At 72.6% G+C, this 24,763-nt stretch carries 21 protein-coding genes; 10 read left to right on the plus strand and 11 right to left on the minus strand.

What is annotated here, in order from left to right; genetic code table 11:
- Window positions 1-157: 157 nt before the first annotated feature.
- The gene (locus ACFYW7_RS16640) at window positions 158-685 is read left to right on the plus strand and encodes a hypothetical protein (protein WP_389502621.1); all 528 of its coding nucleotides are present in this window, start codon (window positions 158-160) and stop codon (window positions 683-685) included.
- A 288-nt stretch (window positions 686-973) separates the two neighbouring features.
- Entirely contained in the window at window positions 974-1,372 is a 399-nt protein-coding gene (locus ACFYW7_RS16645) for a hypothetical protein (protein ID WP_389502623.1), read from the plus strand.
- Window positions 1,373-1,480: 108 nt separating this feature from the next.
- On the opposite strand, the gene ACFYW7_RS16650 is transcribed toward ACFYW7_RS16645, so the two are convergent.
- Complete coding sequence (locus ACFYW7_RS16650) at window positions 1,481-1,906, minus strand: DUF6299 family protein (RefSeq protein WP_389502625.1); 426 nt, start codon at window positions 1,904-1,906, stop codon at window positions 1,481-1,483.
- Between the two features lie 281 nt (window positions 1,907-2,187).
- Here ACFYW7_RS16650 and ACFYW7_RS16655 point away from each other — a divergent pair, with 281 nt between their 5' ends.
- A complete protein-coding gene (locus tag ACFYW7_RS16655; protein WP_389502627.1) occupies window positions 2,188-2,382 on the plus strand; it encodes a DUF5999 family protein in 195 nt (64 codons plus the stop codon).
- 19 nt (window positions 2,383-2,401) lie between these two features.
- Here the strand turns inward: ACFYW7_RS16655 and ACFYW7_RS16660 are convergent, their stop codons facing one another.
- Together ACFYW7_RS16660 and ACFYW7_RS16665 are read right to left on the minus strand one after the other, a co-directional pair.
- Window positions 2,402-2,800 (minus strand): RidA family protein, encoded by a 399-nt coding sequence (locus ACFYW7_RS16660; protein ID WP_389502629.1) that lies wholly within the window; start codon window positions 2,798-2,800, stop codon window positions 2,402-2,404.
- Complete coding sequence (locus ACFYW7_RS16665; protein ID WP_389502632.1) at window positions 2,797-3,945, minus strand: acyl-CoA dehydrogenase family protein; 1,149 nt, start codon at window positions 3,943-3,945, stop codon at window positions 2,797-2,799. The genes ACFYW7_RS16660 and ACFYW7_RS16665 overlap by 4 nt, the downstream gene beginning before the upstream one ends.
- Before the next feature lie 149 nt (window positions 3,946-4,094).
- Here ACFYW7_RS16665 and ACFYW7_RS16670 point away from each other — a divergent pair, with 149 nt between their 5' ends.
- Together ACFYW7_RS16670 and ACFYW7_RS16675 are read left to right on the plus strand one after the other, a co-directional pair.
- Window positions 4,095-5,798 carry an AMP-binding protein gene (locus tag ACFYW7_RS16670; protein ID WP_389502633.1) on the plus strand — a complete coding sequence of 568 codons (1,704 nt, stop codon included), beginning with the start codon at window positions 4,095-4,097 and terminating at the stop codon, window positions 5,796-5,798.
- A gap of 15 nt (window positions 5,799-5,813) precedes the next feature.
- Complete coding sequence (locus ACFYW7_RS16675) at window positions 5,814-6,656, plus strand: PaaX family transcriptional regulator C-terminal domain-containing protein (RefSeq protein ID WP_389502635.1); 843 nt, start codon at window positions 5,814-5,816, stop codon at window positions 6,654-6,656.
- Between the two features lie 72 nt (window positions 6,657-6,728).
- On the opposite strand, the gene ACFYW7_RS16680 is transcribed toward ACFYW7_RS16675, so the two are convergent.
- Together ACFYW7_RS16680 and ACFYW7_RS16685 are read right to left on the minus strand one after the other, a co-directional pair.
- Window positions 6,729-9,182, minus strand: a complete 2,454-nt coding sequence (locus ACFYW7_RS16680) for a bifunctional salicylyl-CoA 5-hydroxylase/oxidoreductase (protein ID WP_389502637.1) — start codon at window positions 9,180-9,182, stop codon at window positions 6,729-6,731.
- Window positions 9,183-9,189: 7 nt separating this feature from the next.
- Window positions 9,190-10,017 carry an enoyl-CoA hydratase family protein gene (locus ACFYW7_RS16685; RefSeq protein WP_389502639.1) on the minus strand — a complete coding sequence of 276 codons (828 nt, stop codon included), beginning with the start codon at window positions 10,015-10,017 and terminating at the stop codon, window positions 9,190-9,192.
- Window positions 10,018-10,518: 501 nt separating this feature from the next.
- Between ACFYW7_RS16685 and ACFYW7_RS16690 the strand changes: the two genes are divergently transcribed.
- Entirely contained in the window at window positions 10,519-10,974 is a 456-nt protein-coding gene (locus ACFYW7_RS16690) for an ATP-binding protein (protein ID WP_389502641.1), read from the plus strand.
- On the opposite strand, the gene ACFYW7_RS16695 is transcribed toward ACFYW7_RS16690, so the two are convergent.
- The 3 genes from ACFYW7_RS16695 to ACFYW7_RS16705 form a co-directional block, all read right to left on the minus strand.
- Complete coding sequence (locus ACFYW7_RS16695) at window positions 10,931-12,388, minus strand: amino acid permease (RefSeq protein ID WP_389502643.1); 1,458 nt, start codon at window positions 12,386-12,388, stop codon at window positions 10,931-10,933. The two genes, ACFYW7_RS16690 and ACFYW7_RS16695, sit on opposite strands and share 44 nt — an antisense overlap.
- A 139-nt stretch (window positions 12,389-12,527) precedes the next feature.
- Window positions 12,528-13,535, minus strand: a complete 1,008-nt coding sequence (gene argF / locus ACFYW7_RS16700) for an ornithine carbamoyltransferase (RefSeq protein ID WP_389502645.1) — start codon at window positions 13,533-13,535, stop codon at window positions 12,528-12,530.
- Window positions 13,536-13,898: 363 nt separating this feature from the next.
- A complete protein-coding gene (locus tag ACFYW7_RS16705) occupies window positions 13,899-15,122 on the minus strand; it encodes an arginine deiminase (RefSeq protein WP_389502647.1) in 1,224 nt (407 codons plus the stop codon).
- A 162-nt stretch (window positions 15,123-15,284) separates the two neighbouring features.
- Here ACFYW7_RS16705 and ACFYW7_RS16710 point away from each other — a divergent pair, with 162 nt between their 5' ends.
- Both ACFYW7_RS16710 and ACFYW7_RS16715 read left to right on the plus strand, forming a co-directional pair.
- Complete coding sequence (locus ACFYW7_RS16710; protein ID WP_389502649.1) at window positions 15,285-16,364, plus strand: SPFH domain-containing protein; 1,080 nt, start codon at window positions 15,285-15,287, stop codon at window positions 16,362-16,364.
- On the plus strand, window positions 16,361-17,254 hold the full coding sequence (locus ACFYW7_RS16715; protein ID WP_389502651.1) for a hypothetical protein: 894 nt from the start codon (window positions 16,361-16,363) through the stop codon (window positions 17,252-17,254). Before ACFYW7_RS16710 ends, ACFYW7_RS16715 begins: the two co-directional genes overlap by 4 nt.
- Before the next feature lie 473 nt (window positions 17,255-17,727).
- On the opposite strand, the gene ACFYW7_RS16720 is transcribed toward ACFYW7_RS16715, so the two are convergent.
- The 3 genes from ACFYW7_RS16720 to ACFYW7_RS16730 all read right to left on the minus strand — a co-directional run bounded on the left by ACFYW7_RS16720 (window position 17,728) and on the right by ACFYW7_RS16730 (window position 22,672).
- Entirely contained in the window at window positions 17,728-20,271 is a 2,544-nt protein-coding gene (locus ACFYW7_RS16720; RefSeq protein WP_389502653.1) for a polynucleotide kinase-phosphatase, read from the minus strand.
- Window positions 20,268-21,743, minus strand: coding sequence for a 3' terminal RNA ribose 2'-O-methyltransferase Hen1 (locus ACFYW7_RS16725; protein WP_389502655.1), 1,476 nt, complete (start codon window positions 21,741-21,743; stop codon window positions 20,268-20,270). The genes ACFYW7_RS16720 and ACFYW7_RS16725 overlap by 4 nt, the downstream gene beginning before the upstream one ends.
- Before the next feature lie 287 nt (window positions 21,744-22,030).
- A complete protein-coding gene (locus ACFYW7_RS16730) occupies window positions 22,031-22,672 on the minus strand; it encodes a TetR/AcrR family transcriptional regulator (RefSeq protein ID WP_389502657.1) in 642 nt (213 codons plus the stop codon).
- A gap of 87 nt (window positions 22,673-22,759) precedes the next feature.
- Here ACFYW7_RS16730 and ACFYW7_RS16735 point away from each other — a divergent pair, with 87 nt between their 5' ends.
- Both ACFYW7_RS16735 and ACFYW7_RS16740 read left to right on the plus strand, forming a co-directional pair.
- Window positions 22,760-23,473, plus strand: a complete 714-nt coding sequence (locus tag ACFYW7_RS16735; RefSeq protein ID WP_389502659.1) for an SDR family oxidoreductase — start codon at window positions 22,760-22,762, stop codon at window positions 23,471-23,473.
- Window positions 23,474-23,811: 338 nt separating this feature from the next.
- A complete protein-coding gene (locus tag ACFYW7_RS16740) occupies window positions 23,812-24,735 on the plus strand; it encodes an LLM class F420-dependent oxidoreductase (protein ID WP_389502661.1) in 924 nt (307 codons plus the stop codon).
- The last annotated feature ends 28 nt before the right edge of the window (window positions 24,736-24,763 follow it).

Below are 24,763 nucleotides of genomic sequence, written 5' to 3' on the forward strand. Positions count from 1 at the left end.
CCTCACTTGCCCGCATCGCCCGCACGCCGGCCTACGGCGTGCTCCCGCGTTCCACGCGACACAGTGAGGGCGGTCCGGGAGCCACGGGATCGCCCCCCGAATCAGGTGTCGTGACGCGCCCTCGACAGAGGTCGGGGCCTCGTCGACACTGATCGGCATGGGGGACAGCGCGGTGTGGGTCGCGGCCTTGACCGGGGGTACGGCCGTGTTCGCGAGCTGGGTGACCACGCTGGGGAACACGCGGGCCGCCCGCGTTCAGGCCGAGGCGTCGGCGCAGGCCCAACACCGTGAACAGGTACGCGCGTTGCGGCGGGTCGCCTATCTGGAGCTGATGGAACACGCTCACGTGGTCGGTGAGTTGTACCGGAGGGTCCTCGACGCCTTCCACCAGATGTCCGACCGGGATCAACAGATGGCGCGCTTCGAGGAGTTGCGTACGGAGCTGCGCGAGGCCTACGACCCTCTCATGCACAGCGTCCGTGTCGTCGTCCTGGAAGGTCCGTCCGCCACCGCCGAAGCGGCCCAAGCCGTCCTGGACGCGGCACGGGAGACCAGCCGGTGCTTGTGGCGCGTCACCCGCGACGACGCGGACGCGCGTGCCCGCTTCGACGTGGTGCAAGGGTCGTATCTGCGGTGTCTGGGACGCTTCGTCGACACGGCACGCGTGACGATGGAAGCGTCCTGATCGGTGCCCGTGCGCATGACCGGCGGTCGCCTCTGTCTCCCGAAGGCCTTGAAGAGCGTCGCGCACGACCGGGGCACGGCATCCCGCGTCCCGGTACCGACGCCGTCTCCCACGGACCGCCCGGGCACGTGAGCGGTCGACCGGCTGACGGACGGACGGGCCGGCCGACCGACCGACCGGCCGCCCCGGGAAACTCCCTGTCACAGGTTCGTCACCACGAGTGCACCCGCCGGATGCGTCTGCCAGCCTGACGCCTGATCATATTTCTAGGTATTTCGGGGAGAACCTGTGCACCACCGTACGTTCCCGGCCGTCCTCGCGCTGGCCGCCCTCGCGTTCGTCAGCGGCTGTTCCGGCGATGACACGGGGAGCCCTTCCGGCACCGGAGGACGGCAGACACCGAGCGCCCCGGCCGGTCCGGGACTGCCCGGCCCGTCCGCCGCGGCCGCGGACCCGGGAACTCCCGGCGCACCGGACGAGGCGGCGGGTCAGGACGAGGGGGACTCGGGGTACGCCGCTCCCGTCGACCGGTGCGTCACCGCGCTCCTGGCGTACACGAGCGGCGGTCTGCCCGACGCGTGCACGGGCCTGTCGCCCGAGGAGCTGAACGAGGCGATCGAGAACGCCGGAGACTCCATGGAGCGCGACCAGCAGGCACGAAGGGCCGCCATCGACCTGATCGGCTGACCGGCCGGCCGGTCGATCAGCCGGAGCCGGGCGCGTCCGTGGCCGTCCGACCCCGCTCGCCGCAGAGCAGGGCCGCCGACCCGCACGGTCGGCGGCCCCCTCGTCCGCTCAGTTCCCGGCCACCGTGATGTCCTGTTGGCGGGCGGCGCGGATCGTGGGAAGCGGGAGGCCGGTGCCGCTCAGTTCCAGGAGTGTGGCCTCCACGTGCGCCGGGCCCCGGACGAGGGTCTTGGGGTCGCGCTTCTCGGAGTTGGTCCAGCGGTGGTCCGCGCCGTCGCAGGTCGCCGTGGAGCCGCCGATGCCGTGGCGGATCCCGGGGTCGCCCTGGGACACCGAGGAGGACACGAAGACGGGTCCGCCCGAGCCCGTGCAGCGGTAGGTGCCGGAGAGGGTGATGGTGCCGTCGGCGGAGACCGTGCCGGTGGGGTCGACGGTCACCTCGTCGGACGGGGCCGTGCGGGCGACGGCGGACGGGGCGAGGAGCAGGAGCAGCGCGGCGGCGGATGCCGCGCCGAGGGCCTGGCGCACGAGCATGGGGTACCTCCTGGAGCGGGGGTCTGGGGACCGGGTCGGGAAAGAGGGCCGGGAAAGGGCGCTCAACAGGTACCGGTCCGACGCCCCGAAGGCCGTGATCATCACCCCTTTGGTGGCGAGTTGGCACCGTCCGTCTTGGGGACGTCCGAGAGTTGTCCTCGTGTTGTCACGCTTCGCGGCCCGGGGTTCCTATGCGTTCGCCGCGAGCGCATGGTCTGTTCATGCGAGGTCGACGACGACAACCGCGCCGCCACTCCTCGCATCCGACGTGGAGGTGCGCCATGTGTTCACACCGGTCTTCGTGCCCGTCCGCTGACGCCGTCGCTCCGCACATCGTTTCGGCCCACCCCGAGCAGGGCTGGAACCTCCTGTGCAACGGCGCGATCGTGTTCGACGACAGCGGTGAACTGCTCCCCGACGGCAGCGTGATCGCTCCGCACCGGGTGTTCGCCGAGCGGCTCGTCGTCGCGGCCTGATCTCCGCCTCGCCGAAGGTCTACGGCAGCACGGCGAAGCCGTCGAGTTCGACCAGCGCCCGCTCGTCCCAGAGGCGGGCGGCGCCGATGACGGCCATCGCGGGGTAGTCGCGGCCGGCCAACCGGTGCCAGACGCGCCCGAGTTCGGGAGCATGGCGGCGGTAGTCGGCGACGTCCGTGGCGTAGACGGTGACCCGGGCGAGGTCGGCGGGCTCGCCGCCCGCCGCGCGCAGCGCGGTCAGCAGATTCGCCAGCGCCCGCTCGAACTGCCGGGGCAGCGTCTCCCCGACCACCTTTCCGTCCGCGTCGAGCGCGGTCTGTCCGGCCAGGAAGACGACACGGGAGCCGGTGGCGACGACCGCGTGGGAGAAGCCGGTCGGCGGGGAGAGCTCGGGCGGGTTGAGACGCTCGGCGGTCATGCGGTCTCCGCTCCCTCTGCGTGTTCGGCGGCGGCTCGGTACAACTCCTTGGCGATGACGGCCCGTTGCACCTCGCTGGCCCCCTCGTAGATGCGCGGCGCGCGCACCTCGCGGTAGAGGTGTTCGAGGAGATGGCCGCGGCGCAGGGCGCGGGCTCCGTGCAGTTGGACGGCCGCGTCGACGACGTACTGGGCCGTCTCGGTCGCGAGCAGTTTCGCCATCGCCGCCCGCCGGGGTACGTCCGGGGCGTCCTCGTCGTACGCCGACGCGGCCGCGTACACCATCAGGCGGGCCGCCTCGGTGCGCAGCGCCATCTCGGCGACCTGGTGGGCCACGGTCTGCAGGTCCCGCAGCGGACCGCCGAACGCCTCGCGTCGCGCGGTGTGGGCGAGGGTCGCGTCCAGCGCGGCCTGGGCCATGCCGACGGCGAAGGCGCCGACGCTCGGCCGGAAGAGGTTGAGGGTGCGCATGGCGACCCGGAACCCGTGCCCGGGCTCGCCGAGGACGTCGTCCGCCGTGACGGGTACGGCGTCGAAGGCGAGGGCGCCGATGGGGTGCGGGGAGAGCATGTCGAGCGGGGTGCCGGTGAGGCCGGGGCGGCCGGCGGGCACGAGGAAGGCGGTGACACCGCGGGCTCCGGCGTCGGACCCGGTGCGCGCGAAGACGGTGTAGAGGTCGGCCTCGGGGGCGTTGGAGATCCAGCACTTCTCGCCGGTCAGCCGCCAGCCGTCGGCGCCGTCCCCGTCCGCCCGGAGGGCCAGCGCGGCCGCGTCCGAGCCGGCGCCGGGCTCGCTCAGCGCGAAGGCCGCCACCGCGGTGCCGTCCGCGACCCGGGGCAGCCAGTGGTCGCGCTGGGCGGCGGTTCCGTAGGCGTGGACCGGATGGGCGCCGAGACCCTGAAGGGCCAGCGCGGTCTCGGCCTCGGTGCAGACCTGGGCCAGGGACTCGCGCATGAGGCAGAGGTCCAGGGCGCCGGAGGTGAACAGGCGGGACAGCAGGCCGAGTCGGCCGAGTTCGGCGACCAGCGGGCGGTTGACGTGGCCCGCCTCGCCCTTGTCGGCCAGCGGTCGCAGGCGGTCCGCGGCCAGGGCGCGCAGTTCGGCACACCAGGCGGTCTGCCCCGGATCGAGCGAGAATGCGGTCATTGCCCGTCCCCTCTCCCCTTCGGACACTCCTCACGTTATCGCGAACCGTTGACTGTCGTCACCAACACGATACGCTCCTTGTGCGAGCCCACCACGACGCCCATCTAGGCAGCCCGTCAAGGCAAGTCAAGGCAAGGGGGCGAACCGCCATGGACCTTGTGGATCCCCTGGATCCCGCAGGAACCCCGGGGCCGGCACGTTCGGCCCATGTCGACACCTTCGCGCGCGACCACCTCCCACCCCCCGGCCAGTGGCCCGAACTCCGCTTCGACCTGCCCGGGCTGCGCTACCCCGCCCGGCTGAACTGCGCCGCCGAGCTCCTCGCCGGCACCGACGCCGGACGCCCGGTGTTCCGTACTCCGTCCGGCGCCCCCTGGACCTACGGCGAGCTGCGCTCCCGCGTCGACCGCATCGCCCATGTCCTGACCCGCGAGCTGGGCGTCGTCCCGGGCAACCGGGTGCTGCTGCGCGGCCCCACCACCCCCTGGCTGGCCGCCTGCTGGCTGGCGGTGCTCAAGGCGGGCGCGGTCGCCGTCACGGTGCTCGCCCAGCAGCGGCCCCACGAACTGAGCACGATGTGCGGGATCGCCCGGGTGACCCACGCCCTGTGCGACATCCGCTCGGTCGACGACCTGGCCAAGGCCGAGATCCCCGGACTGCGGGTCACGACGTACGGCGGTGACGCGTCCGACGATCTGCTGCTGCGGATCACCGGCGCGCCGGACGAGCCCTTCGCCGCGGTGGACACGGCCGCCGACGACGTGGCGCTGATCGCGTTCACCTCGGGCACCACCGGACGGCCCAAGGGGTGCATGCACTTCCACCGCGATGTGCTGGCGATCGCGGACACCTTCTCCGAGCACGTGCTGCGGCCGCACGAGGACGACGTCTTCGCGGGCAGCCCTCCCCTGGGCTTCACCTTCGGGCTCGGCGGCCTCGTCGTGTTCCCGCTGCGCGTCGGCGCCTGCTCCCTGCTGCTCGAACAGGCGGGTCCCAGGCAGCTGCTGCCCGCGATCGCCGAGCACCGTGTCTCCGTGCTGTTCACGGCGCCGACCGCCTACCGGGCGATGCTGGCGGAACTGGCGGACTCCGACGGCCACGACATCGGGTCGCTGCGGCGCTGCGTGTCCGCGGGCGAGAACCTGCCGGCGGTGACCTGGCAGGACTGGCACGGGCGCACCGGGCTCGGCATCATCAACGGCATCGGCGCCACCGAACTGCTGCACATCTTCATCTCCGCCGCCGACGGTTCCATCCGCCCCGGCACGACGGGCCTGCCCGTCCCCGGGTGGCACGCGCGCGTGGTCGACGCGGACGGGACGCCGGTGCCGGACGGCGAACCCGGCCTCCTCGCCGTGCGCGGCCCGGTCGGCTGCCGGTATCTCGCCGACCCGCGCCAGCGCGAGTACGTGCGCGACGGCTGGAACATCACCGGCGACACCTACGTACGCGACCCCGACGGCTACTTCCGCTACGTGGCCCGCGCCGACGACATGATCATCTCGGCGGGGTACAACATCGCGGGCCCCGAGGTCGAGGACGCCCTGCTGCGGCATCCGGACGTGGTCGAGACGGCCGTCGTCGGGCGGCCCGACGAGGACCGGGGGCACGTCGTGGTGGCCTACGCGGTGCTGAAGGAGGGCGCCCGCCGGGACGCGGACGCGCTGCGCGCCTTCCTCAAGTCCGAGCTGGCGCCGTACAAATGCCCCCGCGAGATCGTCTTCCTCGACGCGCTGCCGCGGACCGCCACGGGCAAGCTCCAGCGGTTCCGGCTGCGCGCGGAGACCGGCGCCGACGCCCCGTCGCCCACCGCGCCGCAGGGCGACCTGCCCACCGGCGGCGATCCCAAGTGATCTTCGCGCACTAGAGTGATCGACGTGTCAGAGCAACACGCCCCCCGGTCCCTCATCGTCACCTTCTACGGCGCGTACGGCCGTTTCGTCCCCGGCCCGGTGCCGGTCGCCGAGCTGATCCGGCTCCTCGCCGCGGTCGGTGTGGACGCGCCCTCGGTGCGGTCGTCGGTGTCCCGGCTCAAGCGCCGCGGACTCCTGGAGCCGGCGCGCACCGTCGGCGGCTCGGCCGGATACGCGCTGTCGCCGGACGCGCGGCAACTGCTCGACGACGGCGACCGCAGGGTGTACGCGTCGGCGCCGCCCGAGGACGCCGGCTGGGTGCTCGCCGTGTTCTCCGTGCCCGAGTCGGAGCGGCAGAAGCGGCACATCCTGCGCTCGCGGCTGGCCGGTCTCGGCTTCGGCACGGCCGCCCCCGGGGTGTGGCTCGCCCCCGCGCGACTGTACGAGGAGACCCGGCACACCCTGGAGCGGCTGCGGCTCGATCCGTACGTGGAGCTGTTCCGCGGCGAGCACCTCGGGTTCGCCGCGACGGCCGACGCGGTGGCGCGCTGGTGGGACCTGGCGGCGATCGCCAAGGAGCACGAGGCGTTCCTCGACCGGCACGCACCCGTGCTGAACGGCTGGCAGGGCCGCGCGGACACCCCTCCCGAAGAGGCCTACCGCGACTATCTGCTCGCCCTCGACTCCTGGCGGCACCTCCCGTACACCGACCCGGGACTGCCCGCCGCGCTGCTGCCCGCGAACTGGCCGGGCGCCCGCTCGGCCGGCGTCTTCCAGGCCCTGCACGAGCGACTGCGGGACGCGGGGGCGGAGTTCGCCGGGGTGTCCCCGTGGTCCGGGCGGCCGCACGAGGGATGACCGGGCCGGGTGCCCCCGAGGAGGCCCGCGACTGTCCTGCGGCGAATGCCCCTCAGAGGCGTCGCGAAGTCGTCAAGTGCCCAAGGAGAGACGGGGTTTGGGGGCGTCGGTGCGTCCGGTCCGCGGAGGACGGCTGCCGGCCCGGTAGGGCGCGGGCCAGCCGGCTCCCGGGCCCTCGTAGCCCTGTTCGGCCGCCGCGTGCAACGTCCAGTGCGGGTCGTACAGATGAGGACGTCCGAGCGCGCACAGGTCGGTCCGCCCCGCCAGGATCAGGGAGTTGACGTCGTCCCAGGAGGAGATGGCGCCGACGGAGATCACCGGGAGCCCGGTCTCGTGACGGATCCGGTCGGCGTACGGCGTCTGGTACGAGCGGCCGTACTCGGGGCGCTCGTCGGCCACCACCTGGCCCGTCGACACGTCCACCGCGTCGGCGCCGTGCGCCGCGAAGGCCCGCGCCATCGCCACCGCGTCGTCCCCGGTGGTGCCCCCCTCGGCCCAGTCGGTGGCCGAGATCCGCACGGTCATCGGCCGCTCCTGCGGCCAGACGGCCCGCACCGCGTCGAACACCTCCAGCGGGAACCGCAGCCGCTTCTCCGGTGATCCGCCGTAGGCGTCGGTGCGCAGGTTGGTCAGCGGCGAGAGGAAGCCGGAGAGCAGGTAGCCGTGGGCGCAGTGCAGTTCGAGGAGGTCGAAGCCGCAGCGGGCGGCCCGGGAGGCGGCAGCGGTGAACTGCTCGCGCAGATCGGTGAGCTGGGCGCGCGACAGCTCGCGGGGCCTCTGGCCGCCCGGCTTGTACGGGAGCGGGGAGGCCGCCACGAGCGGCCAGTTGCCGTCCGGCAGGGGCTCGTCGATGCCCTCCCACATCAGCCGGGTCGACCCCTTGCGGCCGGCGTGGCCGAGCTGGAGGCCGATCGCGGTGCCCGGTGCCTGCCGGTGCGTGAAATCGACGATCCGCCGCCAGGAGTCGGCCTGTCGGGAGGTGTAGAGGCCCGCGCAGCCGGGCGTGATGCGGCCCTCCGCGCTCACGCACACCATCTCGGTCATGACCAGTCCGGCGCCGCCGAGAGCCCGCGCGCCCAGGTGGACGAGGTGGAAGTCGCCGGGGACGCCGTCCACGGCCGAGTACATGTCCATCGGCGAGACGACGACACGGTTGCGCAGGGTCAGGCCGCGCAGTCGCAGCGGGGTGAACATCGGCGGGGTGCCGGGCGGGCAGCGGAACTCCCGCTCGACGGCGGCCACGAAGTGCGGATCGCGCAGCCGCAGGTTGTCGTGGGTGACGCGGCGGCTGCGGGTGAGGAGGTTGAACGCGAACTGCCGGCTGGGCTGGTCGAGATAGCGGTCCAGGTTCTCGAACCACTCCAGACTGGCGCGGGCGGCCCGCTGGGTCGAGGCGACGACGGGGCGGCGCTCCTCCTCGTACGCGGCCAGCGCCTCGGCCGGCGAGGGCCGCTCCTCCAGGCAGGCGGCCAGCGCGAGCGCGTCCTCGACGGCGAGCTTGGTGCCGGAGCCGATGGAGAAGTGGGCGGTGTGGGCGGCGTCGCCGAGCAGCACCAGATTACCGTGCGACCAGCGGCCGTTGACGATCGTACGGAACCTCGTCCACGCCGACTTGTTCGCGCGCAGCGGGCGTCCGCCGAGCGCGTCCGCGAAGATCTTGCCGCACCGCTCGACGGACTCGCGCTCGTCGAGGTCCGCGAACCCCGCGGCCCGCCAGACCTCTTCGCGCATCTCGACGATGACGGTGGAGGCGTCGGCCGCGTAGGGGTAGCCGTGCAGTTGCATCACGCCGTGTTCGGTCTCGGCGATCTCGAAGCGGAACGCGTCGAAGGCGAAGTCCGCGGCGAGCCAGATGTAGCGGCAGCGGTGTTCCTCCACGGACGGCCGGAACACCTCGGCGTACGCGGCGCGGGTGAGGCTGTGCACCCCGTCGGCGGCGACGACGAGGTCGTACGAAGCCATCAGGCTGTCGACGGGCGGGGCCGCCACCGTGAAGCGCAGGTCGACACCGAGCGCGAGGCAGCGCTCGTGCAGGATCTCCAGGAGCCGGCGCCGACCGAGCGCGGCGAATCCGTGGCCGCCGGAGGTGTGCCGCACCCCTCGGCGCACGATGTCGATGTCGTCCCAGCGGACGAACTCGGCCTGGAGCGCCGCGTGGACGACCGGGTCGGCGTGCTCGATGCCGCCGAGGGTCTCGTCGGACAGGACCACGCCGAAGCCGAAGGTGTCGTCGGGGGCGTTGCGTTCCCAGAGGGTGACCTCGCGGGCCGGGTCGAGGCGTTTGAGCAGGGCGGCCGCGTACAGTCCGCCGGGCCCGCCGCCGATCACCGCGACGCGCAGCGCACCGCCGGCCGGCCGTCCGGTCCGCGCGGGCCCGGTGCTCGCGTCCTCGGACCTCGTACGCCCGGACCTCGCGAGCCCGTCCCGCCCGACCCCGTCGCGGCCCTCACCGCCGGTTCCGGAGCCGGTTCCCGCTTCGGAGCCGGCGAGGGGATCGCGGCCCCCGGTGTCGGTGTCCACGCGCATCCCGCGCTCACCTCCCCCGCCATTTCGGGGCCCGCTTCTCCGTGAAGGCCGCGTGGAACTCGGCGTAGTCCTCGCCGTTCATGAGCAGGGCCTGGGTCGCGGCGTCCAGTTCGACGGAGGCGGCGAGCGGCATGTCCAGTTCGGCGGTGAGCAGCGCCTTGGTCTGCGCGTACGCCAGGGCAGGTCCCTCGGCGAGGCGGCGGGCCAGCGCCTGCGCGCCCACGTCGGCGTATCCCTCGTCGGTGAGTTCGCTGATCAGGCCGATGCGCTCGGCCTCGGGCGCCCGCACCGGCTCGCCGAGCATCAGCAGCCGGGTGGCGTGTCCGAGCCCGACCACCCGGGGCAGCAGATAGGCCGCTCCCATGTCGCCGCCGGACAGCCCGACGCGGGTGAAGAGGAAGGCGAAGCGGGCGCTGGGGTCGGCCACCCGGAAGTCGGCGGCCAGCGCCAGTACGGCTCCGGCGCCCGCGGCCACCCCGTGCACCGCCGCGATCACGGGGAACGGACACTCCCGTACCGCTCTCACGACCTGCCCGGTCATCCGGTTGAAGTCGAGGAGCTGGGCGGTGTCCATGGCCAGGGTCGCGCCGATGATCTCGTCGACATCGCCGCCGGAGCAGAATCCGCGGCCCTCGCCCGCGAGCACCAGTGCGCGGACGGAACGCTCCCGGGACAGCTCGGCGAGCAGGTCGCGCAGGTCCGCGTAGGCGCCGAAGGTGAGCGCGTTGAGCTTCTCGGGGCGGGCCAGGGTGACGGTGGCGACACCGTCGGCGAGCTCGTGTCTCAGATGCCGCCAGTCCGGCGTGCGGGCGGCGGAACCGGTGAAGGGACTCATGACGTGCGGCCTCCTCGGGCGGGGGGCGACGCGCTGCGGCTGTCCCACCAAGTTATCACTCATCCGTGACTGTCGTCACGAGTGCGCGATACATGACGGGTGAGAGGCCCGGCGCGGCGGGACGGTGTCGGCACAGGACGTGACCGTCGCGATGTGACATGACCCACCGCGATGGCTTTGAGTCGTGAAGTGACGTCCGCGCTTCGTGAAGCGACGGCTGCACGTCGTGAAGGGGCGGTCGTGCGTCGCGAAGGGGCGGCCCGCGAGGGGAACCCGGGCCGTCATCGCGTCACGGATCATCGATAGCCGTGTAACGGCGGGTGCACACACGGGAGACGGACCGTTCACCTGGGTAGACACCCCGTACCGGACCGAACGCCCCGAAAGGAGACAGCCACGCACCCCTGGACACACCGTCCGATGTCCAGAGAAAGCCCACCGAGCACATTTGCCCGGTGTCGCCGTACCATTCCTAAGGTTGAAAGCAGGACCGCCTGCTCCATGAACGGACCCGCCTTGCACGACACCCCAGCACCGGCCTCCTGGCGCATCGCGCTGCCGCACACCGTCGCGGCCGTGCCCGTCGCCCGCGCCCTGGTCCGCACGGCACTCGCCGAGCGGGAACACGGGGCGGACTGCGACACCGCCGAGCTGCTCACCGCGGAGCTGGTCGCCAACGCCGTCGAGCACACCGCGGGCGACGGACCGATAGAGCTGGTCGTGGAGCTGATGCCGACCGGCTGCCGGGTCGAGGTGCACGACCCCGACCCGAAGCCGCCCGTCGACCTCACGCTCCCGCATCCGCCCGGGGAGCCCGATCCGTGGCAGGAGCACGGGCGCGGTCTGCTGCTGCTCCGCGCCCTCAGCGCGGCCTGCGGGCACCGCCCCACCGACTCCGGCAAGGCGGTCTGGTTCAGACTGCCTGTGGTTCCCGCTCAGCGGCGTCCGGCCCTGTAGCGGCCCGGGCGTCGGCACCGGCGCGGGCCAGCCGGGAGTTGCGGCGCCCGTACAGGACGTACACCAGGAACCCGGCCGTGAGGAACGCGGCGAACTGGATCCAGGTCGTCCAGCCGGTCTCGTACATCAGATAGAGGCAGAAGCCCACACCGAGCACCGGCACCACGGGGTAGAGCGGCACCCGGAAGGTGCGGGCGAGGCCCGGTTCGCGGCGGCGCAGCGCGATCACCGCGACGTTGACGGCGGCCATCACGGCGAGTGTGCCGATGGTGCACAGGTTGACCACGGAGTCCAGGGACGCGAAGGCCGCCGGGAGCGCGAAGACGAGCGCGACGATCAGCGTGCCGGCGACCGGTGTCGAGGTCCTGGGCGAGACCTTCTCGAAGACGCGCGGGACCAGGCCGTCGCGGGACATCGACATCAGGATGCGGGTCTGGCCGTACATCACGGCGAGCACGACCGAGGCGATGGCGACGACCGCGCCGAAGGCGATCACTCCGCCGCCGACGGCCGAGCCGGTGACCTCGTCGACGACGTAGGACAGCGCGGCCGGCCGGCCGCCGACCCTGTCGCCGCCGATGGCACCGATGGCGGCCAGGGCGACGGCGCAGTAGAGCACCGTGACCAGGCCGATGCAGACCAGGATGGCGACGGGGATGTCGCGGCGGGGGTTCTTGGCCTCCTCGCCGGCCGTGGTGATGGCGTCGAAGCCGATGTACGAGAAGAACGCGGCCGTGGTGCCGGCGCCGATGCCGCCGAGCCCGGCCGGGGAGAACGGCGTGAGGTTGCCGTCCTTGAAGGCGCTGAACCCGATCGCGCAGAACAGCACGAGGACGACGAGCTTCAGGACGGCCATCGCGGCGGTCGCCCGGGCGCTGTCGCGCACGCCGCGCACGAGCAGGAGCGAAGCCAGCGCGATCACGACGACGGCGGGGAGGTTGACGATCCCGCCGTCGGAGGGGCCCGCGGAGAGAGCCGCGGGCAGCTGCGCGCCGGTGAGGCTCTCCAGCAGTTCGTTGACGTACTGGCTCCAGCCGACGGCCACGGCCGACACGGAGACGCCGTACTCCAGGAGCAGGCACCAGCCGACCAGGAAGGCCGTGCCCTCGCCGAGTCCGGCGTAGGCGAAGGAGTACGAGGATCCCGAGACCGGGATCGCGCCGCCCAGCTCCGCGAACGCGAACGCCGTGAAGACGCAGGTGATCGCGGCGAGGACGAAGGAGACGACCACGGCGGGTCCGGCCTGGGCGACCGAGTCGGAGAGTCCGACGAAGATGCCGGTGCCCACGATGGCGCCGACGCCGAAACAGATGAGCTGGAAGAGCCCCATCGTGCGCTTGAGTCCGTTGCCTTCGAGGTCGGCACCGGACTCGGCGATCAGCAGAGCGGGGGATTTGATACGGGGAGCGGACATGCGGGGTGGTGCTCGTTTCTGGTGGTACGGGTGCGACCGGAGGGGTGCCCCCCGCTCGAACGGGGTCGAGAGGCCGGGGGAGGTCGCGCGGCGGTCCCGGAAGGGATGGCTCCGGGGCCGCCGGACATCGTACGGAGGTTCAGGCCAGCGTGGCGACCATGATCGCCTTGATCGTGTGCAGCCGGTTCTCGGCCTGGTCGAAGACGACGGAGTGCGCCGACTCGAAGACCTCGTCGGTCACCTCCAGCGAGTCGAGGCCGTAGGCCGCGTGGATCTCGCGGCCGACCTTGGTCCCGAGGTCGTGGAACGCAGGGAGGCAGTGCAGGAACTTGACGTCCGGGTTGCCGGTGGCACGCAGCACGTCCATGGTCACGGCGTACGGGGAGAGGGCGCCGATGCGTTCGGCCCACACCTCCTTGGGCTCCCCCATGGAGACCCAGACGTCGGTGGCCACGAAGTCGGCGCCCCGCACACCCTCGTCGACGTGCTCGGTGAGGGTGACGCGGCCGCCGCTCTTCTCGGCGAGCTCGCGGGCCCGCGCGACGATGTCGTCGGCGGGCCAGTAGGCCTGCGGAGCGACTATCCGGACGTCCATGCCGAGCAGTGCGCCGGTGACCAGGTACGAGTTGCCCATGTTGAAACGGGCGTCGCCCAGGTAGGCGAAGGCGATCCCGTCGATCGGCTTGGCGCAGTGCTCGGTCATCGTGAGGACGTCGGCCAGCATCTGGGTGGGGTGCCAGTCGTCGGTGAGGCCGTTGTAGACCGGCACTCCGGCGTGGGCGGCCAGTTCCTCCACCGCGGCCTGGCTGTCGCCGCGGTACTCGATGGCGTCGAACATGCGGCCGAGGACCCGCGCGGTGTCCTTCACGGACTCCTTGTGGCCGATCTGCGAGCCGGACGGGTCCAGGTACGTCGTCGAGGCGCCCTGGTCCGCGGCCGCGACCTCGAACGCGCAGCGCGTGCGCGTCGAGGTCTTCTCGAAGATCAGCGCGATGTTCATGCCCAACAGGTGCCGGGTCTCCGCCCCGAGCCTCTTGTCCGCCTTGAGCCCGGCGGCCAGCTCGATCAGGCCACGGAACTCGTCGTCCGTGAAGTCCAGTTCCTTGAGGAAGTGGCGGCCCGCGAGGGCGGTCGGGACTGTCGCCATGGGGGCGCTCCAGGGAAGACGGGACACGGGGACGGGGAGGGACGCTGGAATTCTATACGATGCTCAGCATTTATATACGGCCTCCCGTTCGACTCCGGGCGAAACCCGTGCGGGGGCTGCGCGGGGCTCCGCGCCGGACCCCGCGCGGGGCCGCTCGGGGTCCACGCCGGAACCCGCGCAGGAGGCCCGCGCGGGGGCTCCGCGTCGGAACCGCCGCGGGGCCCGCCTGGACTCCACACCGGAACCCGCGCGGAGTCCCGTGCAGACCCCGCACAGGATCCCAGGGACGCCGAGCGGACTCCACGACCCCACACCGACTCCACGACCCCGGGGAATCCCGGCGCGGGACCTCCCCGCCTCGGGCTACACAGGCCCCCGCTCGACGGGGCAGCTCATGCAGCGCGGACCACCCCTTCCCCGGCCCAGCTCGCTGCCCGGGATCTCGATCACCTCGATGCCCTGCTTGCGCAGGTGCGTGTTGGTGGTGGCGTTCCGCTCGTAGGCGATGACGACGCCGGGCTCGACGGCGAGAACGTTGCAGCCGTCGTCCCACTGCTCCCGCTCGGCGGCGTGCACGTCCTGCGTGGCGGTCAGGACGCGGATCTCCCCCAGGCCCAGCGCCGCGGCGATGGCCCGGTGCATGTGCTCCGGAGGGTGGTCGGTGACCTTCAGCTCCTTCTCCCCCACGCCCGGCTCGATGGTGTACGAGCGGAGCATGCCGAGGCCGGCGTACTGCGTGAAGATGTCGCCGTCGACCATCGTCATCACGGTGTCGAGGTGCATGAGCGCCCGCCGCTTGGGCATGTCCAGCGCCACGATCGTGCTCGCCGAGCCCGCCGCGAACAACTTGTGCGCGAGCATCTCGACCGCCTGCGGCGTGGTGCGCTCGCTCATGCCGATGAGCACCGCGCCGTTGCCGATGACGAGCACGTCGCCGCCCTCGATGGTGGACGGGTAGTCGGCCTGCCCCTCCGACCAGAGGTTGAAGCCCTCCTCGCGGAAGAGGGGATGGTGCCGGTAGATCGCCTCGAAGTGCACGGTCTCGCGCTGCCGGGCCGGCCAGCGCATGGCGTTGATGGAGACACCGTCGTAGATCCAGGCGGAGGTGTCCCGGGTGAAGAGGTGATTGGGCAGCGGCCGCAGCAGGAAGTCGTCGAGGTCCATGACGTGGAAGCGCACGGAGGTGGGTTCCGCGTGCGCTTCCAGGAACTCGCGCTTGGTCATGCCGCCGACGAGCACGGACGCCAGTTCCGGGGCGGGCAGGGTCTCGAAGGCGGCCCGGAGATGGTCGGTGGCGAGCGGCCCGTACTCCTTCTCGTGGAAGACCCGGTCCAGGACGAGCGACCTGGCCGCCGGGATCTCCAGGGTCTCGGAGAGCAGGTCGCCGAAGAGATGGACGACGACCCCACGATCGCGCAGCACATCGGCGAACCCGTCGTGTTCCGCGCGTGCCCGCCGCACCCACAGCACGTCGTCGAAGAGCAGCGCGTCCTTGTTGCTGGGGGTGAGCCTCTTGAGCTCGAGATCGGGCCGGTGGAGGATGACGCGGCGCAGCCGCCCGGCCTCGGAGTCGACATGGAATCCCATGCCTCCATCCTGACCATCCGGACGCGTGTTCACCCGTGGATCTCCCGAGCCGCACCGCATTCATTTCGTCCCCTTGACGATAACCAGGGCTTTCTATTATCGTCTCACTGACGACAAGGAAGCCGAGGAGCCGCCGGGACCGCCCGGCGCGAGGGGGAACTCATGGCCGACATCACACGACGTCTCGGCTGGCGCCATCTGCGTGGGGCGCCCACCGCCCATGTGCGGCACCACCGTTCGGGAGTCCTGGTGCACGACGGTCCCGGACTCAGCTTCTGGTACCGCTCGCTGACCGCCACCCTCTCCGAAGTGCCGGTCGACGACCGCGAGTTGGCGATGACCTTCCACGCGCGCACCTCCGACTTCCAGGATGTCGCGGTGCAGGCGACCGTCACCTACCGCGTCAGCGACCCCACGGTCGCGGCCACCCGCCTCGACTTCTCCATCGACCCCGACACCGGCGCCTGGCGCGGCACCCCGCTGGAACAGCTGGGCTCGCTGCTGACCGAGACCGCCCAGCAGCACGCGCTCGACGTCCTGGCCCGTACGTCGCTGGCGTCCGCCCTGGTCGACGGCGTCGCGGCGGTACGGGAGCGGATAGCCGCCGGTCTCGCCGCCGAACCCCGGCTGCCCGCGACCGGCATCGAGGTGGTCGCCGTGCGGGTCGTCGCCCTGCGCCCGGAGCCCGAGGTGGAACGCGCCCTGCGCACACCCGCCCGCGAGCAGATCCAGCAGGACGCGGACAAGGCGACGTACGAACGCCGGGCGGTCGCGGTCGAGCGGGAGCGCGCCATCGCCGAGAACGAACTCGCCAGCCAGATCGAACTCGCCCGCCGCGAGGAGCAGTTGGTCGACCAGCGCGGCACGAACGCGCGCCGCGAGGCCGAGGAACTGGCGGCTGCGGACGCGGTGCGCGCCGGAGCGGAGGCGGCCCGTACGGTACGGCTCGCCGAGGCGGAGGCCACCCGGTCGCTGCGGCTGGCCGAGGCGGAGGCCACCAAGAAGGTGCGGCTCGCCGGGGCCGAGGCGCAGGCGGCGCGCGAGGTCGGCGCGGCGCGGGCCGAGGCGCAGGCGGCGTGGCTGCGGGTCCACGGTGACGCGGACGCCGCCACGCTGAACGCCCTGACCGGCGCCCGGCTCGCGGAGAACCTGCCGCGGATCGACAGTGTCACGGTGTCGCCGGACGTCCTCACCGGGCTGCTCGCCAAGCTGGGCAACGGGGCGGGCGGGGACCCGGCGTGAGTCTCGCGCCCCGGGTCGTCCTCGTCCATCGGACCACCGAGTACGAGGAGTTGGTGGCCCGGCACGGTACGCACGGGCAGGCGGCGTTCTTCCTGTCCTCGCGCGGCCGGGACATCGCGGAGGTCGCCGAACGGCACCGCAGGGCCCGTGAGGCCCTCGCCGAGGTGGTGGCGGCCGTTCCGCTGACCTGGCGTCAGGCGCGGGTGGAGCGGGCCGACCTGGACCGCTTCCTGTTCGCCCCGGAGGACGTCGTGGTCGTGGTCGGGCAGGACGGGCTCGTCGCGAACGTCGCCAAGTACCTGGCGGGCCAGCCGGTGGTGGGGATCGACGCCGACCCCGGCCGCAATCCGGGCGTGCTGGTGCGGCACCGGCCCGGGGACGCGGGCGCGCTGCTCGGCTCCGCGCAGGGGGGCGCCGCCGATGAGCTGACCATGGTCGAGGCGGTCGCGGACGACACCCAGCGGCTGGTCGCGCTCAACGAGATCTACCTCGGAGCCGCGGGCCATCAGACGGCCCGCTACCGGCTGGGGCTCGACGAGTACGGGGGTGCCGTCGAGCCCCAGGCGTCCTCCGGCGTGCTGGTGGGGACCGGGACCGGGGCCACCGGCTGGCTCCGCTCGGTGTGGCAGGAGCGGGGCGGGGGGCTGCCGTTGCCGGGCTCCACCGACGAGCGCCTGCTCTGGTTCGTCCGCGAGGCCTGGCCTTCTCCGGCCACCGGGACCTCGCTCGTGGCCGGCGAGCTCACCGCCGCCGGCCGGCTGTCCCTCACCGTGGAGTCGGACCGGCTCATCGTGTTCGGCGACGGGATGGAGGGGGACGCGGTGGAGCTGCGGTGGGGGCAGACCGTGCGGGTGGGGGTGGCGGGGGTTCGGCTCCGGCTGGTGGGTTGAGGTTCCTGGCCCCGGAGCCTTGACCGGGGCGCCGATTCCGGCCGGGGCGCGACGGTCCCGGTGCCGGGGTCTCGCCCGACCTCGGCGGGGCTCGCCGCGCTCCCCGCCCGGGGATCGTGTTCGGCCGCGGCCCGGCGGGGTCTGGGCGCGCCGTTCCCCGCGCCCCTGACCAAACCTCCCCGCCCCTGCCGAGCAGGCCGACCACGCCCCGGACACGACCCTGATCTCGGCTCGGCCCGCACCGCGCCCTCCGCCAGGAGACCCGTTCGGCCGCGGCCCGGCGGGGGCCGGTCGCGCCGTTCCCCGCGCCCTTGACGGGGCCTTCTGGCACCCCCGCGGAGCAGCGCGGTCACGGGCAGGGACCGTCCTGACCCCGGCGAGTCGGTCACCGCGCCCCCGCCGGGGGACCGTTCGGCCGCCGGCACGCCGGGGGTGGGCGTGCCGGCTTCGCGGGACCGGTGGAAGGCGCCCCCCTACAAGCGGGGGTCGACCGGTTCGGATTCCAGGGAGAGGATTCCGAACACCGCCTCGTGGACGCGCCAGAGGGGCTCGCCCTCCGCGAGGCGGTCCAGCGCTTCGAGGCCGAGCGCGTATTCGCGCAGGGCCAGGGACCGCTTGTGGTTGAGGAAGCGGCCGCGCAGCCGGGCGAGGTTCTCCGGGCGGGTGTACTCGGGGCCGTAGATGATCCGCAGGTACTCACGCCCCCGGCACTTGATGCCGGGCTGCACCAGCCGCCCCTGACCACCGCGCACCACCGCGCCGACCGGCTTCACGACCATGCCCTCGCCGCCGCGGCCGGTCATCTCCAGCCACCAGTCGACACCCGCCCGCACCGACTCCGGGTCGGCGGTGTCGACGAAGAGCCGCCGGGTGGTGTGCAGCAGACCCGTCCCGTCGTTCTCCACGAGCCGGTCGATCAGGGCGAGTTGCTCGTCGTGCGGCAGCGCGGCGAGGCTCCGGCCCTGGACGGCCAGGATCTGGAACGGCGCGAGGCGGACACCGTCGAGCCCGTCCGTCGCCCAGCAGTAACGCCGGTACGCGTCCGTGAACGCCTCGGCGTCCGCGGCCCGTTCACGCTGGCGCCCCAACAGGTCCGCCACGTCGATGCCCCGTGCCGCCGCCCCTTCGAGCGCGGTCAGCACTCCGGGGAACACCGCTCCGGACGCGGCGCCGACAGCGGCGTACTGACTGCGCAGCAGCCCGGACGCCTTGAGCGACCACGGCATCAGCTCGGCGTCGAGCAAAACCCAGTCGGTGCCCAGTTCCTCCCACAGTCCGGCGGCGGTCACGGCCTCCCGGAGCCGCAGCAGGATCTCCTCGGTGACGGCGTCGTCGTCGAAGAACGGGCGGCCGGTGCGCGTGTACAGAGACCCCGTGGGACCGTCGACACCGAACCGCTCGCGCGCCGCGGCCGCGTCCCGGCAGACCAGGGCGACCGCCCGCGACCCCATGTGCTTCTCCTCGCACACGACCCGGGCGACCCCGTCGTCCTTGTACTGGGCGAACGCCTCGGCGGGGTGCTCCAGGTAGCCCTCGACGTGCGAGGTCGCGGTCGGCGCCATGGTCGGCGGCAGGTACGGGAGCAGCCGGGGGTCCACCGCGAAGCGGCTCATGACCTCCAGCGCCGCCGCCGCGTTCTCCTCACGCACGGCCACCCGGCCGGCGTACCGGGTCTCGACGACCCGGCGGCCGTGCACGTCCGCGAGGTCCAGCGGACGGCCCTCGTGACCGCCCGGCGCCTCGGTCGCCAGCGGCTTGGCCGGCTCGTACCAGACCCGCTCCGCCGGTACGTCGACGAGCTCGCGCTCCGGCCAGCGCAGCGCGCTGAGCTTGCCGCCGAAGACGGCACCGGTGTCCAGGCAGATCGTGTTGTTGAGCCAGGTGGCGGTGGGAACCGGGGTGTGCCCGTAGACCACGGCGGCACGGCCCCGGTAGTCCTCCGCCCACGGGTAGCGCACGGGCAGCCCGAACTCGTCGGTCTCCCCGGTCGTGTCGCCGTACAGCGCGTGCGAGCGCACCCGGCCCGAGGTGCGGCCGTGGTACTTCTCGGGCAGGCCGGCGTGGCAGACGACGAGCCGGCCGCCGTCGAGCACGTAGTGGCTGACCAGTCCGTCGACGAACTCCCGGACGCTGGCCCGGAACGCGTCGTCCTCCCGGTCCAGCTGCTCGATGGTCTCGGCGAGGCCGTGGCTGTGCTGGACGTTGCGGCCCTTGAGGTAGCGGCCGAGCTTGTTCTCGTGGTTGCCGGGCACGCACAGGGCGTTGCCCGAACCGACCATGGACATCACCCGGCGCAGCACGCCGGGCGAGTCCGGGCCCCGGTCCACGAGGTCGCCGACGAAGACGGCGGTACGGCCCTCGGGGTGCGCGCCGTCGACGTAGCCGAGCTTGCCGAGCAGGGTCTCGAGTTCCGAGGCGCAGCCGTGGATGTCGCCGACGATGTCGAAGGGGCCGGTGAGGTGGGTGAGGTCGTTGAACCTCCGCTCGGTCACCACCGACGCGTTCTCCACGTCGGCGACACCGCGCAGGACGTGCACCTTGCGGAACCCCTCGCGCTCCAACTGGCGCAGGGAGCGGCGCAGTTCGCGGATGTGGCGCTGGATGACACGGCGCGGCATCTCGGCCCGGTCGGTGCGTGCCGCGTTGCGCTCGGCGCAGATCTCCTCGGGAACGTCGAGCACGATGGCGATGGGCAGCACGTCGTGCTTGCGGGCGAGTTCGATCAGCTGCCGCCGGCTGTCCTGCTGGACGCTGGTCGCGTCGACGACGGTCCGGCGGCCGGCCGCGAGCCGCTTGCCCGCGATGTAGTGCAGCACGTCGAAGGCGTCGCCGCTGACGCTCTGGTCGTTCTCGTCGTCGGCAACCAGGCCCCGGCAGAAGTCGCTGGAGATGACCTCCGTCGGCTTGAAGTGCCGTCGGGCGAAGGTCGACTTGCCGGAACCGGACGCGCCGATCAGCACCACGAGGGAGAGGTCGGTGACGGGCAGCACACGCCCCTGATAGGTCTCGTCGCTCATGCCGCCTTCTCCTCCTTCGCGGTCGGGGTGGTCGTGGCCAGGGTGAAGACGGCCATCTGGGTCGGCGGGCCGACCTCGGGGTCGTCGAGGCCGACGGGGGTGAACTCCACGTCGTAGCCGTGCCGTCGGGCGACGGTACCGGCCCAGGCGCGGAACTCCTCGCGGGTCCATTCGAAACGGTGATCACCGTGCCGGGCGTGTCCGGCGGGCAGGGTCTCCCAGCGGACGTTGTACTCGACGTTCGGCGTCGTCACGAGGACGGTCCGGGGTCGCGCCGAACCGAACACGGCGTACTCCAGGGCGGGCAGCCGGGGCAGGTCGAGGTGCTCGATGACCTCGCTGAGCACGGCGGCGTCGTACCCCTTGAGCCGGCGGTCGGTGTAGGCGAGCGAGCCCTGGAGGAGCTGGACGCGCGCGGCCTGACGCTCGCCCATGCGGTCCAGCTTGAGCCGGCGGGAGGCGATGGTGAGCGCGCGCATCGACACGTCGACACCGACGATCTCGGTGAACCGGGTGTCCTTGAGCAGCGCCTGCACCAACTGGCCCTGTCCGCAGCCGAGGTCGAGGACCCGGCTCGCACCGGAGGTGTGCAGCGCGGCGAGGATCGCGTCCCGGCGCAGCACCGCGAGCGGTATCGGCTTCTCCTCGGTGTCGCTCTCCTCGTCGACCGCGTTGTCGATCTCCGCGACGTCGGAGTCGTCGGTCTCGGCGAGCCGGACGAGTTCGAGGCGCTCCAGCGCCTCGCGCGTCAGCGACCAACGCCGCGACAGGTACCGGCTGGTGATCAGCTTCTGCTCGGGGTGGTCCGACAACCAGCCCTCGCCCGCCCGCAACAGCTTGTCGACCTCGTCGGACGACACCCAGTAGTGCTTGGCGTCGTCGAGCACCGGGAGGAGCACGTACAGGTGCCGCAGGGCCTCCGCCAGCGTCAGCTCCTCCGCCGCCAACTCCAGGCGTACGTAACGGGAGTCGCCCCACTCCGGGAACCGCTCGTCGAGCGGCACGGCCTCGGCCGTCACGGTCCAGCCCAGCGGTTCGAAGAGCCCGCGGACCAGGGCGACGCCACCGCGCGCTGGCAGCGCGGGCACCTCGACGCGCAGCGGCCTGGGCTCGGCGGGCAGCTCGGGCCGGGCGGTGCACTGTCCCTTCATCGCGCTGGAGAAGACGGCGCTCAACGCGACCGCGAGCAGCGAGGAAGCGGCGTACGGGCGGTCGTTGACGTACTGCGCGAGCGCCGCGTCGGGGGCGCCGCCGCGGCCCTTGCCCTTGCCCCGCCGGACCAGTGCCACCGCGTCGACCTCGAGCAGCAGCGCGGCCGTGCACCGCTCGACGGTCGCCTCCGGGTACAGGACGTGGGCCGTGCCGTACGACGTGGAGAACGTCTGCGCGTTGTCGGGATGCTTGTGCAGCAGGAAGCCGAGATCGGTCGCGGGGCGTTCTGGGGTACCGGTGGTGGTGATCGTCAGGAACACAGGTGATCTGCCTCGAAACGTCTTCTGAGCCGTGGGAATCGATCGGGTCGACCGGCCGGTGCGCGGAGGTGCGCGACGGCCGGACACCGATGAGCCACGGCGGTGGGCGAACGCACCCCGGCGGTCGCCGCTCCTGGCTCCGTCCCGGCTCTCGCGGCCGTGGCCACGCCGCGCCGCGGCCGACCGCAGGGGCGACGCCCGACCTCGGCGCGCTCCCCCCAACGTACAGCGAACACCCCAGGTGGGCCCCGGGTTTTTCGCCCGCCCCGCAGGGCGGACGGCCGGTGTCAGCCGGAGGTCCGCCGCTCCGGACCTCGCGCCTCGCCGGGCCCGTTCGGGCCCGCGCCGTCGAGCAGACCCGCGCCGTCGAGCAGGGCGGTGGCGGTGGCGACGGCGAGGCCGTCGAGACCCACGCCCTGCATGACGGCCCGGACGCCCGATCCGTCGAAGGCGACGGTCAGTTGGCGGGCGAGGAGCTCGGGATCAGCGGCTCCGCAGCGCTCCGCCTCCTCACGGAAGAACGCCGTCAGCGCGTCCTTGCAGCGGCGGGCCACCAGGCTCGCGGGGTGATCCGGCGCCTTCAGCTCCGTGGCCGTCGCCACGAAGGGGCAGCCGCGGAAATCCGGGCGGGCGGCGAGCTCTTCGAGCCGTTCGAAGACGTGCAGGACGCGGGCGCGCGGCGGCCGGTCGTCGGCCGGGGGCAGCAGGAACGCCTGGTGGGCGGGTGCGCTGCGCTCCAGGCTCGCCGCGAGTACGCCGTCCTTGCTGTCGAACAGCTGGTACATCGAGCGCTTGGAGACACCGGCTCGTCTGCACAACGCCTCGACACCGACACCGACGCCCTCGCGGTAGAAGAGCTCGGCCGCGGCGTCGAGCAGCCGTTCGCGGGTCGAGGGCCCGGCGGTCGCGGCCGGTGTCGCCCGTGTCATGCGCCCAGCCTACGTTCTCCGGCCGCTTCGGGGAAACCGATCGGTTTACGGTCTTGGAAACCGATCGGTTTACAGGAGGATGAGCCCATGACCAGGATCGAAGGTTCGGTAGCGCTCGTGACGGGCGGCAGTCGCGGTATAGGCAAGGCCCTCGTGGAGGCCCTCTACGAGCGCGGCGCCCGGAAGGTCTACGCGACCGCCCGCGACCCCCGGAGCGTGTCCCACCCCGACGCGGTGCCGCTGGCGCTGGAGGTCACCGACCCGGCGTCCGTCACGGCCGCCGCCGCGCAGGCCCAGGACGTCACGATCCTGATCAACAACGCGGGCTCGACCGCCCCCTCGAACTTCCTCGAGTCCCCCGTCGAGGACATCCGCAGGGAGTTCGAGGTCAACTTCTTCGGACCCCTCCTGGCCACCCGGGCGTTCGTCCCGACCCTGGAGCGCAACGGCGGCGGGCACATCCTGACCCTGCACTCGGTGCTGTCCTGGCTCGCGCTGCCCGGGGCCGACGCCTACAGCGCCGCCAAGGCCGCCCTGTGGTCCCAGAGCAACGCCCTGCGCCTGGAGCTCCGGCCGCGCGGAATCAACGTCACCGGGCTGCACGTCGGCTACGTCGACACGGACCTGAGCGCGGACCTCGACGTCCACAAGGTCACCTCGCACAGCGTCGCCGGACAAGCGCTCGACGGCATCGAGACGGACGCCCACGAAGTCCTGGCGGACGCGATCACCCGCCAGGTCAAGGCCGGCCTCTCCGGTGAACTGAGCGCCCTGTACCCCCAGCTCGCGGGCTACCAGTAGCCCGCGCGGCGCGCCTCGCGGACGGTGTCGGAGGTGCCGGGCGATGCCGGGCCGTGACGGGGGTGCCCGGTGGTGACGGGGGTGACGGGGGTCCCGGGCGGTGTCGGGCGAGTTCGCGGAGTTCACGGTGAACGCGGTGAGCACGGAGTCCGGGGGGGCTCACGGAGTCCGGGGGCTCACGGAACTCGTGGCGCCCACGGCGGTCGTCGCGTCCACGGAGCCGGTCCGGGCACCTCGCCCCCACCCCGTCCGCACTCCGTCCGGATACTTCCCGATAGGGAAAGGAGCGCCAGCGGTTCGACACGGGGCGCCTGTTGTGACCGGTGCATGATGGATACATGGATCTTCGAGTTTTCACGGAACCGCAGCAAGGCGCCACCTACGAGACGCTGCTCCGCGTCGCCAAGGCCGCCGAGGACCTCGAATACGGAGCCTTCTTCCGATCTGATCACTACGTGCACATGGGTTCCGTCGACGGACTTCCCGGGCCCACCGACGCCTGGATCACCCTGGCAGGCCTCGCCCGCGAGACGAACCGGATCCGCCTGGGCACCCTGATGACTGCCGGAACCTTTCGCCTCCCCGGTGTCCTCGCCATTCAGGTCGCGCAGGTCGACCAGATGTCGGGCGGCCGGGTGGAACTGGGCCTGGGTGCCGGCTGGTACGAGATCGAGCACACCGCCTACGGCATCCCGTTCCCGAAGGAGAAGATCGGCCGGCTGGAGGAGCAACTCGCCGTCGTCACCGGGCTGTGGTCCACACCGATCGGCGAGCGGTTCACCTTCGACGGGACGTACTACCGGCTCAAGGACTCGCCCGCGCTGCCCAAGCCCGCGCAGGCCAAGGTGCCCGTCCTGATCGGTGGCCACGGAGCGAGGCGGACCCCGGCGCTGGCGGCACGCTACGCCGACGAGTTCAACATCCCGTTCGCCTCCGTCGAGGACACCGAGCGGCAGTTCGGCCGGGTACGCGCGGCCGCGCGAAAGGCCGGGCGCGAGCCCGGGGAACTCGTGTACTCCAACGCCCTGGTGGCCTGCGTCGGCCGGACGGACAGCGAGGTGAGGCGACGGGCCGACGCCATCGGACGCGATGTCGACGAGCTGAAGGCCAACGGGCTCGCGGGCTCCCCCGCCGAGGTCGTCGAGCGGATCGCCCGGTACGCGGCGGTCGGCTCGCAGCGGATGTATCTCCAGATGCTCGACCTCGACGACCTGGACCAACTGGAGCTGATCGCCTCCGAGGTGGCCCCCCAGCTCGGCTGACCCGCTCTCCCGCGCCGTGGCATGCGGA

This window comes from Streptomyces sp. NPDC002580, assembly GCF_042889485.1.
Lineage (GTDB): Bacteria > Actinomycetota > Actinomycetes > Streptomycetales > Streptomycetaceae > Streptomyces.